The organism is Echinimonas agarilytica (assembly GCF_023703465.1).
GTDB lineage: Bacteria > Pseudomonadota > Gammaproteobacteria > Enterobacterales > Neiellaceae > Echinimonas > Echinimonas agarilytica.
Genome location: NZ_JAMQGP010000001.1, coordinates 799,587 through 811,385 on the forward strand (window position 1 = coordinate 799,587; position 11,799 = coordinate 811,385).

The 11,799-nt window shown below is 43.6% G+C and carries 5 protein-coding genes; 4 read left to right on the forward strand and 1 reads right to left on the reverse strand.

Annotated features, from left to right (window positions below):
* The first annotated feature begins 555 nt into the window (after positions 1 to 555).
* Positions 556 to 2,202, forward strand: coding sequence for an arylsulfatase (locus NAF29_RS03360; RefSeq protein ID WP_251260070.1), 1,647 nt, complete (start codon positions 556 to 558; stop codon positions 2,200 to 2,202).
* A gap of 84 nt (positions 2,203 to 2,286) precedes the next feature.
* Here the strand turns inward: NAF29_RS03360 and NAF29_RS03365 are convergent, their stop codons facing one another.
* Positions 2,287 to 3,411, reverse strand: a complete 1,125-nt coding sequence (locus tag NAF29_RS03365) for a family 43 glycosylhydrolase (protein WP_251260071.1) — start codon at positions 3,409 to 3,411, stop codon at positions 2,287 to 2,289.
* A 583-nt stretch (positions 3,412 to 3,994) separates the two neighbouring features.
* Here NAF29_RS03365 and NAF29_RS03370 point away from each other — a divergent pair.
* The 3 genes from NAF29_RS03370 to NAF29_RS03380 all read left to right on the forward strand — a co-directional run bounded on the left by NAF29_RS03370 (position 3,995) and on the right by NAF29_RS03380 (position 11,763).
* The gene (locus NAF29_RS03370) at positions 3,995 to 4,435 is read left to right on the forward strand and encodes a winged helix-turn-helix domain-containing protein (protein ID WP_251260072.1); all 441 of its coding nucleotides are present in this window, start codon (positions 3,995 to 3,997) and stop codon (positions 4,433 to 4,435) included.
* A gap of 526 nt (positions 4,436 to 4,961) precedes the next feature.
* Entirely contained in the window at positions 4,962 to 8,228 is a 3,267-nt protein-coding gene (locus tag NAF29_RS03375; protein WP_251260073.1) for a TonB-dependent receptor, read from the forward strand.
* Positions 8,229 to 8,265: 37 nt separating this feature from the next.
* Positions 8,266 to 11,763 carry a hypothetical protein gene (locus NAF29_RS03380; protein WP_251260074.1) on the forward strand — a complete coding sequence of 1,166 codons (3,498 nt, stop codon included), beginning with the start codon at positions 8,266 to 8,268 and terminating at the stop codon, positions 11,761 to 11,763.
* Positions 11,764 to 11,799: the final 36 nt, after the last annotated feature.

An 11,799-nucleotide genomic window follows, 5' to 3' on the forward strand; every position in this document is an offset into this window, starting at 1 on the left:
TCTTTATTATTTGTTCTCCATTGCTACATTTGCCTATGCCTATGATTGGTTCAATCGGGCGGTGTAGCATCACAGTTTTTCTGCCTTTCAATTTGCTATTGGTTCGATCATTTTGACGTTTGATGTGTATAGTTTTATGCTCTTTTCATGCCTTGTTGCCTCTCAATATTTATCACCTTCTAGATTCTTACCTGATGATTTTCTGTGCTAAAAGCGAACGCATTTCATTGGCTTACTTGCGCGCTAAATAGGAGTTTTGTTTTAGGGGAATGGCTCAACAGGTGAGCTTGAGTGTTCATGCTTAATAATTATAAGCGACTGTTGGCAAGAAGGGGGGGTTATTTAACTATTTGATAATGTTTGTTTATTTTTTCTTTTAAATGTTTTTGTTAGGCGGTGTTTTGTTGGCTGTCTTGTTGGATTTTAGTGTTTTGGCGGCATTGCTTAATCCTCACCTTATCCTCATTTAAACCTATATAAAGTCTCAGCTTAGCTCTATTTACCCATGACCTTGTTTGCGCGAAGTTATGCTTCAATTTAAAATAAGAGGTGAGTATGAATCGTTTTTTGATGTCTCTCGTAATGTTTGCAAGCGCACATGGCGTTTGTACCCAAGCATCTGCAACTGCGGCCCTTGCGTCTACTCCTCCAAATATTGTTGTTATTCTTGCTGACGACATGGGGTGGTCAGATATTGGTTCGTATGGGGGAGAGATTCCAACACCTCATCTAGATAGCTTGGCAGAGAATGGTTTGAGGTTTTCGAACTTTTACAACTCTGCACGATGCAGCCCTACGCGTGCTTCGCTGCTGACAGGTCTGTATCCTCATCAGGCTGGTATGGGTCACTTAGCCACTCAATTTGTGAAGAAAGAATCCAAAGGCACGTTAGGAATTTTGCATGACAGAGCCGTGACCATGGCTGAAGTACTGAACGATGCTGGCTATTTCACCGCCATGACGGGCAAATGGCATCTTGGCTTTGAGCGTGGCATTACCCCTTGGGGGGAAGGCTTTCAGCGTAGTTTGAATTTGCCGCGTGGTGCAATCTATTTTCCCAATCAATCAATGCACAAAAAAGACCCTAAGAATTTTGAATTACACCTCAATGGCAAAGCCATTGCGAACGATGCCGAGGTCTTAGGTCAAAAGGATTGGTATGGCACTGATTTATGGACCGATTTTGGCATTAAGTTTATCAAAGAAGCCCAGCAAGAAGACAAGCCATTCTTTCTATATTTAGCTCATGTGGCTCCTCATTTTCCTGTAATGGCACCACAAAAAGACATTGAACAATTCCGCGGTAAGTATATGGAAGGCTGGCACAAAATTCGCCATGACCGCTATCAGCGCCAAATTAAAATGGGCTTAATTGACAAGTCATGGGCATTGACTGAAGAATTGCCTGAAGTTCAACATTGGGACGAGCTTCCGCTCGAAAAGCAACAGCGCTACGACCAATTAATGGCGGTGTATGCAGCAGCAGTTAGCCGAATGGATCAAAGTGTGGGGCGGCTTGTTCATTACCTTGAGCAGACCGACCAACTCGACAATACACTCATTCTATTTTTGTCAGACAATGGCAGTAGTGCGGAAGGTGGACCGAGGGCTCGAATGGGCGGAAAAGGCCCTATGGGGGGGCCACAATCCAACTTGTTCATTGGGATGAACTGGGCAACAGTTCACAACACCCCCTTTACCCTGTTTAAACACTTTACGCATGAAGGCGGGATTGCCACACCATTGATTGCACATTGGCCTAATGGCATTGAAAAAAGCTTAAATGGAACGATTGACTCAACTCCTGGGCATGTTGTTGATGTCATGGCTACAGCGGTAGATTTGTCAAAAAGCACGTACCCCAAAACATTCAATGGGCATGAGATTTTGCCTATGTCGGGCGCATCACTTCTGCCTATTTTCAAGGGAAACGAGTTTAAACGCGCCGAACCGATTTTCTTTGAACACGAGGGCAACAGGGCTGTTCGAGATGGTCATTGGAAGGTTGTGTCGCGCAATTATCAGCCGTGGGAGCTTTATGATATGACAGCTGACCGCACAGAGATGAACAATATTGCGAATAAGTACCCAGAACGAGTGAAAGCTATGGCTGTGCAATATAATGAGTGGGCTGAGCGTTCATTTGTGGATTCATTCTTCCATGAAGCTCGTAACAACTGGGGCTCTATTGCGAAACAGTAAGTGAATGAAGGCCAACTCAAAGCACTTGTTTAAAAAGGCTTGCCATGGCAAGCCTTTTTAAAGGCTCATTAGTGAACTGAAACGCTAGTTGTTAGGCCCGTAGTACTTTTTAGAATACTCAAAATCGGGATAAAATTTGCCATCTTCTATTCGCAACGGAATGGCTGAGGCTAATTCACGAAAGCTGCGTTTATTTTTAGTTTTCCAAGGGTTGCTAAAGTGTGTGCTCCACCAACGACCATCTTGATCTTTAAAAAAGTTATTATGGCCAGCGCCCACAATCGATGTGTACCGTTCAGAGTATGGCCCGTAAGGTGAATTGGCCGACGCGACAATCACATCATAACTGTAAAAATGTTCCCACATCTCTTTGTTGTTCGGATACACATTGCCTTTTCTTCCAGCTTGATAGTTGTAACTACCATCAGGTAGTTCAGTGCTAAAAGCCGATAAAATCAAATGATATTGACCCCCTTCTTTGACAATATAAGCGCCTTCTAGAACGTTGGGTTCAGGCGTGTATTGTTGTTGTTTTATCTTTTTAAACGGTTCGGCTACGTCACTCATATCATCTTTCATTCGAGCGATTTTGTGACTCAGTGAAACCAAGTACACGGTGCCGTCATCGTCTTCAAATAAGCTGCCATCAATCGCATTGATGATCGGTGAATCTTGGCTCCCAGCAATATCTATGTATGGCCCTTCGGCTTTGCCGCTAGTACTGCGAAGAACAAACGTGCCACGTTCTGGGTATGGCGTACACGCAATAATAAAGAAGGTCTTTTGGCTTTCGATATAGTGAATCTCAGGGGCCCAAACGGTGTGACGTTTGCCTTTGTTTTTCCCTAATCGGCCATGCCAAGAGTCATCGTGGTCTGGGTTGTAAACTAAACCAAGATCTTCCCAGTCTTTCATATCTTTTGAACGCCACAGCTGGATCCCTGGGGAATTGACTCTGGCATTACTCTTGCCCTCAGGGCGGATTGTACCTGTCATGTAATAGTAACCATCGGGCGCTTGTTTAATGAAAGTATCGCGCATCCATTGGTCATTAAGTATTGGCTTAACGGTGTCCGGAATCTGTAACTCTGTGCTAAACACATCAACCCAGCCATACTTTAATTGGGGTGCTTCTGTTGCTAAAGTGGTTTGATTCACAAAAGAGGCTAAGCCCAGCACGCACAACTGTTGAAAATTCATTTTATTCATGACGTCTTACTCTTAGTAAACATGCTACAAACGTTACTACAAAGGCTGGTTTGAAAAGCCTTTAGCATCTGCGATTATTACAATGTTCACTTAAAAATTACTTTTTTTATATGGTGTGTAAAACCAAAGATTAAAATATGATTAATCTGTATATCAACGCCAAAATGATGTCGTTGGTCAGAACTTAATCATGAAAATATTGAAGTTTATCAATTTTTTAATTGTTTCATGTTAGAACTTTATTAATTAGACTTGTGCATTAAATTGATTAAATAGATTTTGAATATGAATGAGATACTTACTGAGATCAGCGCGTCTCAGCTGGGATCTTGTATTACCTATTGCAAGCTGTTGCTGTCTACAGGCACAGCTGCAAACGATAACTAATTAATTTGTTCAATCAAACCGGCTTGAACTTTTAGGGAAATAGAATCACTTAGCTCTCTATTATCGGCGAGCGTTTTTGATGATATCGGTCCAAACGGGCATGACTAAGGATGGTAATGTTAGTCGCCAAAGTGAAGTGTTCACTTTATTAACGTTGTTTCCAGCTTCAAAGCTGGGGGTTTATTAGGGTTGTATCATGACCGATTTGACCAAGCCATTTCAGCTTAACCAGTTCGTTATCTATCCTCAAAACGATCAAATTTTTTATAAACAGACGCACCACAAACTCGAACCCAAAGTTATGCAAGTATTAATGACTTTAATACGCAATCGAAATCGTGTTGTCAGTGTTGAAGAGTTGCTTGATGAAATTTGGGAAGGCCTGGTCGTCACCCCTAAATCCGCGCAACGCTCAATCTCTGTGCTTCGCAAAGTGTTTGCTGACGACAAAGAAACTTATATTAAAACCTTTTCAAAACGCGGTTATCAATTTGTCATTGAACCGGTCCCTCTAGAAATGAACCCCCCAAATTTTGTCATGCTTTCAGTACGGCATGTTGCCCTCTTAGCCTTACTATTTTTGACGCTTTTTATGGTGTCAGCGTGGGGTATTATTCATGCCTTGTCGTGCGAATAACTTGACAAATAAACATTTGTTTCACTCTCTTCCATTGGCAAGGCGTCTATTGAGCCAATGAGAGTTGCGTTTGATTCAAAGCTCAAACGGTTTTAGTGGAATTCATCACAGCTGATGATTGTGCGTCACAAAAAAGTTCAATTTTTTTGTCAAAAAATATATCAACCGCTCTGACTTTTGGTTGGGGTAGCCGATTATTCCATTTTTATAGGCGGTTTGATCGCGTTCTAGAGAACTTCAGTGCCACTCTACGACCTGCATTATTGATGCCTTATGTGCGCCTGTTGATTTTTTAAGTTGATTTATTTCTTGGGCATTAATGAATTGCTTATTCCTAATTATATTTTACTAATAAAATCAGTTGTTTATTTTGTTTATGTGTTTTCATTAGGAAGTTTTTGCGAACAAATTCTTAGCATTTCTGAGTAATTTCTTAACAAATTTTCATTGAGATCTACCTCCCAAAACACAGCTGAATTTTCTGTTTTTATACGCTGGTATTTTCAATTTACACATAGAGGAAGTTATGTTCAGAAGACACAAAATAGCCAGATCAATCCAGAGGTGTCTCTGGGCAAGTTTAGCGCTTTCGCTAATTTCGCCGCAGCTACAAGCCGCTGAAGAGGCGAAAGAATCAGAGACGCAATCCCTTGCCAATGCAGAAGACGTTGAAACAATTTCTGTAACCGGTGTACGAAGCTCTCTTCGAGAAGCCGCGTTTTTGAAAAAGAGCGCTGACCAAATTATGGATGCGATTTCCGCGGAAGATATCGGTCAACTTCCGGATAACAATATCGCCGAAGCGCTTCAGCGTGTGACGGGAGTTCAAATTGACCGAGATGACACAGGTGAAGGTTCTGGCTTCCAAGTTCGAGGTTTAACCCAAAACAAGGTTGAAATTGACGGCATGTCCATGGCCGACTCTGGAGAGGACGGCATTAATAACTTCGATGCTGTTGACTCTGCTCTGTTTTCCTCCATCGAAGTGATTAAGACACCAATGGCTGATATGAAAGCCGGTGCCATTGGTGCAACAATTCGTCTGAATACCAAAGAGCCGTTGCGTTACAAACAGCCTGTGTTCAACGTGAACCTTAAAGGGACCCGAGATGAATTGGCGGACGACGATGGTCATAAGCTAGTGATTGCCGGTGGTCGCAAGTTCGACTTGGATAAGTACGGGGAAATCGGTGGTTCCTTTACATTCACGACATCTGAAACCTTCAAACAGACAGACACCTTTAACTCAGCTTGGGGGCCATTAAAAGCCAACCAAGTTGAGCCAAACCAAATGCTCGAAGGCAAAACGGTGTTTGCGCCAACAAACCTTAAATTGACTCAAAACCGTTATGAAGAAGAGCAAGATAGTCTCAGTGGTGCGATTCAATGGGCACCAAGTGAACGACTATCATTTCTGATTTCCGCTAACTACATGGAGAAAACTCGGGACTCTGTGACTGATCGCATGACGATGGTGACAACGGCGAATTCAGGCAACATCATTGCACGCGATCAAGATGGCTCTGAGTGGGACGACAGTCCTGTTGTATTGGGAGCATTTACCCGAGATGCCGTTGACGGTGAATTGGTCAATGTAGGGACAGTGCAAAACCCAGATTATCAAGCTGCAGACACGGTTGAGCGATATATTTTGCAACGCGCAACTATTTATCCTGCGGGTGCAAAAACCGTCAACATGGAACTCGAAGCGAACCAAAAAATCACTGAACAATATTCCTACATCTTTAAGAGTGAATACATCATTAGCGATGACTTGGAGATGGAAATTGCTCTTTCGACATCGGGATCAGAAGAAACAACTGAGAACTACAAACTAGCCTATGGCCCTGACCAAGGTGGTGTGGATGAAGATGGTAACAGCTACACCGGAGTGCTCACAGACAATAATGTTTTTTACGATTACGAAACAGGCAGTGATCTACCCGTGTTTGGCGTGCAGGCCATTGGTTACCGTGAAGGGATTGTTGACGATATTTTAACGGACCCAGCGGTATACCAGTATAAAAACGTAAAAACTGACAAAAAGAAAACTGAAAACGTCGCAAACGGTGCGCAAATTGATTTTGATTGGTATGTGGATCAAAGCTTCCTGACCAAAATTGAATTTGGTGCCTATGCCGGTAACAAAGAAACAACGCGTGAAAAATATACGACCGACGTAGCAACACTTAAATTTGATCAACATTCCATCTTCTCAGAAGAGTGGCTTGAATACGATAATGACTGGAACACTTATCGTGACCCACAAAATGCCGGAGGGACTCGTTCACCTGCATATGAATGGATGGGAACGGTGATGGGCTGGTTATACAACCAACCTAACTATTTGAATGATCTATCCCATGAAGTGGACAGCTTTTTTCCGAATGGGAATACGTCGAATGCGCAAAACGTACCGGCATGGATTTCTCCTGACGTAAATTTTGATGGCATGGTGGAAATGGTGAATTACTTCTTCCCCGGCCGTGAAGGAAATTGCGCTAAAAAATCACAATGTAACACCCAGTATTCTGCGCCGACCGAGCCGGGCTTTGTGTATCCAGGCGACAAGGAGTATGACGGCATTCTGAATATGCCAGGAGTAGCATTCAATTCGCCTGATCAAGCTTACCCTTACAAGAATACGCAAGACCACTGGGCGGTATACCTCAAAGGAAACTTTGAAACCGACTTTATTTTCGGCATCCCGGCGAAAGGTAATTTCGGTGTTCGATATGTAGGGACACGTACCGAGAACGTGGGTATTGATGTCACAAATTTCATTGATATGGCTGGCAAAGCCCTTAAATATACGACCGATGAAGGCAACGAAAACAATGTCAATGAATACGACCCCGTTGTTTTCAAAAAGGACTACACCAACGTCTTACCTTCAGGAAATATCAGCTTTGGTTTAACTGAAGATATGTTTTTGCGCTTCGCAATGTACAAATCAATGAACAGACCATCACCAAAAGATACATCGCCTTCGCTGAACTACAATGCCGAAGCTTGGAACGTCAACATTGGTAACCCTCTGCTCAAAGCAGAAACAGCCGTGAGCTTTGATGCATCTTGGGAATGGTACATGGATGATATTAATAGCTTTAGCGCTGCTTACTTCCGTAAAGACCTTTCAGATTTCCTTGTAGAAAATTTCTTCACTGACTTCTCTCCAACTGACCGAGACGGAAACGGTCTGCTAGATGATCCTGTTACCTTTAAGCAAAAGGTAAACGGGGGAGACGGCACGATTAATGGCGTTGAATTGGGAGCAAGCCATGTCTTCGAATACTTGCCGAGCTTCTTAAATGGTTTTGGTGTGCAGGCGAACTACACCTATACCGATAGTAGTCAGGATTCCGGCTATAGCGAATTAGATGGTGCCAAGCTACCGATTCCTAAGCTCTCAGAAAACTCAGTGAACTTCATTTTGTTCTATGACAAATACGGTTTTAACTTCCGTGCTGCTTACAACTACCGCGACGAGTCGTATGCCGGACAAAGTAACGCAGGCCCTGATATTAGCATCCAAGAAACTTATTTGCTCGACGATGAATTGGATTATCGCTACAAAGGCGTGCTGTTACCTGTTTGGAATGATGAGTTTGATACTTTAGATATTTCAATGAGTTATAAGTACGACGCATTTAAAGTCTATTTCCAAGCGACCAATGTGACCGGTGAAACCAAGCGTACATATGTTGGGGATAAGGAAAGCACCAAACACTTGACTGCCAAATACAACGATACCGGCACCCAATACAGTTTGGGCGCAAGCTACACCTTTTAATTGCGGGAATGGAAGAGAACAGGTTTAGGAATTATTTATGAAATTTATTATGAAAAGAACACGGTTGAGCCTTTCAGTCCTATGCGTACCACTTGCGATTTCAGGTTGTGGACAAGAGCTTGACTCGGCAAATATTGATCAAAACCCCGACAACACACCAGAGATTGTTCAATTCATTACCAACAGTCGATTTGTTGAAGACACAGCTTACGTTGGAGAAGGAACAACTCGTTTAGTGACAGGAAGCCCCATTGCTGCGGACAATGAGTACCTCATGCAAAGCCTGCCAATTATCGATCTCAGTGAGGATGGTTTGGCACATGTGTATGTGCAATCGGTTAAAAATGTCACGGCCACCGAGCTCGATCCTCGAGTATTGGCAGCATCGAATGCGGTCATAGCGAACGAGGCTCAATGTGAACTGGACAAAAGCGATGAATCACTCGGCGTTCCAGTGACAGATCCTGAAACGGGAGAGCCGGTTCTCGATGAGAATGGTGAACCTGTACTCGAGTTCCCTGCTTTAGACTATCTATGCACAGAAACGGAGTACTATGCGTGTACCGCTGAATTGCCAACCACACCGGAGCCAGATCCAGAATTAGGTGAAGATGAAGTGACCGAACCTACCGATGGTGAAATTGAAGAGCCAACGGAGCCGGAAGAAGACGTTGCCACATGTAAAGCCTATGATGGCGTGTTATTTGCACATTTTTCACTCAACGATAAAGGCCAAATAGAAAACCTCTACGATGAGTCTGCATCTGGTGAAGAGGGCGATATGCCTTACATGGATGGTTTTACCATTCCTCTTTCTGCTGAAGAAGGCTTGACCATTAAGCGTCGTGAAGATATTCGTCCTCTTGAATCTTACTTGAACGAAAACGGCGAAATTGTTCCCGGTGCAACCGATGTGACAGATTGGAACTTGTTGTCATACAAATTCATTCAGAGTTATACCAAAGATCGTGAATATGTAGGTGGCGTTGAGGAAGGAATGCCGGGCTATGATTTCACGTCGGGCGAAGCCAAGATGCCACAAATGTCAGCTATTGTGACTCGTTTGAAGTTGCCAGATATCTCTGACGATGAACAAGGTTTGTATGTGGGCGGTCAGGTTCCAGAAGTGAGCCAAATCTGGGGGCAGGTATTCCACGCTGTGCTTAACGTCGGTGGCAAGGAATCAGAGTTCATTGCTCAAACTGCCACGCGTCAAAGTGACTTAAATCCTCAGCCTACATACCTTCCAGAAGATACAACATACCGCAAGCCTGGACGTGCAGTTGAAGTTCAAATGGCGGCTCTTAGCGGTTTTAATACGCAATTCCCAATTCGCGTTTCTAAAGAACATTATGAGCTTGATTTTAAACTTGAGTACGCGATCAACAAAGTCACAGACAGCGATTATGTTGAGATCTTAAGTAGCTCTGAAGATGTAGCGATGAACCATTGTTTGGACGACAACGACCAAACCATTTGTTTGCGCCAAGGACAGACACTCTATCTCCGTATGACGCCTCCAGAACCGGCACCTGACGACTTAGGAAACGATGCCTACTATGAGAAAACATACTCGGTCAAAGTTGAAGGCGGGATCTTTGCTGGCTCCAGTGGAGATTCTGAGTTTGAAGATTCATTTGCCCTCACAACTTACCCTGTTTGGTATGTTCCAGGCCCAGATGTTGAGGTGTCTTACCCGCTAGCACATTCTGGGACTTATGCAGAGACTATTTCTCTTCGTGGCCGTGCTGAAATATCGGAAGACATGTACTTGTACACGCCTAACGATATGGCCCCAGCTGAAGAAGTGAAGCTTACAAAAGTGAAAGTATATCGACTGTCATCTAGAGACGAAGAAATTGGTCCAGATACAGTTCTTGTTCGCGAAGTAAATTTCTCCTCAACCATGGAGCTGTCTCAACTCGATGAAGCGCTAATTCACGTTGGAGATGGAGTGTATGAATGGGACATCAATGATATACCGCTTTCATATGATGGACTCGATGCATACACCACCAATCACCTTGCGGTGGTTGTAGAGTCTAACTTGAGCCGAGAATGGGAAGGCGAAACCATTTATGGCACGAGTTTGCCACAAGTGTTGGATGTTGATCGCATTGGTGAAGATACCTTGCCTGAAGATGCCACATTCCCAATCGAACAAGTCACAGTGATGGCGATTAAAAACCTTCGTGATATCACGTTAGATTCGAGAAGCAATCGATTTTATTTCACCGATTCGACAGCCTACATCGATAAAGGCGAGATTGACCTGAAAACCCCTGTCGTTTGGCAAATGCCAATGCCTAGCAGCAATGCCACGGCGTCGGCACCGATCTGTGCTTTCCGAGTCAAAACCAATAAGTCAGTGGCTAATGGTTTTGGGGCGATACAGTTTAACCATGGTAAACCCGATGTGGGTGGGTTGATGCTGCACATTCACAACAACCGTGCAAAGTGGCGTTATGTTAGTGACGACTTGGTCATTGGAGGTGTCGAGGGGGCGCTAGAAGAAGACAATACGGTCAATGTTAGCGGACGCACTGACAACGCTCGTTCGGCAGCGTATGACAAGAACGGTCGGTTCTTCTATTTCAATATGATGGACAGAACCTATCTCGGCTTACCTGTGATTGATCCGAAACAAAAAGGCTTCTTTGGCATGGTTGAAATGCTCACCGAAACAAATGCTGAAACGGGACTAAACACTTGGTCTGGCTTCTGGTGGCAAGATAAGGAAGATGCGTATTATCCAGCCATTGGTCATGAATATACCGACTACAGCTTGTACAACAATGGTGTTGCTTCTGATGTGATGACGTTTGAAACCTTAGCCACTAATGCTGACGGCACACCGCTGATGATTGAAAAGCTCAAAGACAATGGTGAGCCTGTAATGACAATTGCTCTGAGTAGCAGTGGCGAGTTGATGTATGACGAAGATGGCAACCTTATGACTCAACCAGTCATGGTTCAAGACACATCATACGATGAATGGGCGATTACGCTTGATGTTGCAGATCCGCTGAAAGATAACGCTTTTGGTCAAGAAGACAACTGGGGTGAAATACTGGTTCGCAAAGTCGACATTATTGATGTCGAGGAAGGGGTTACACCTTCTTATGATCGAGATCGTAGTTGGGAATTGCTTAAGCTGAAAGACAAAAATGGCTTGGTTATTCGTTTAATCAATGCAACCGCGATTGCAATCCACGATCGCTACCAAAAAGCCTATATCTACGAGAAATCAACCAATCGAATTCTCCAGTTTAATATCAGCAACCTTCCTGAAACTCAGACGTTAATTCTGGATCAAGTGCTGGTGGATGGAGCAACGTCTCAAATCCCGTTGGGAGCAATTCATAATCTGGTTATTGAGCCTGGCATAGATGCAATTATTGCGGTTGATAAAGCTAATAATGCGCTACTGACGATTGACCCCCTCAACGGAGATATTAGCTACTTGCTCAAGACCAAAATGGAGTTCAACGCTTCTTTTGTAAAAGACACAGATAACATTTGCGAGCAGCAATAGTCACAGGTTTAGAGGGGTTCGTCCCCTCATCAAGAA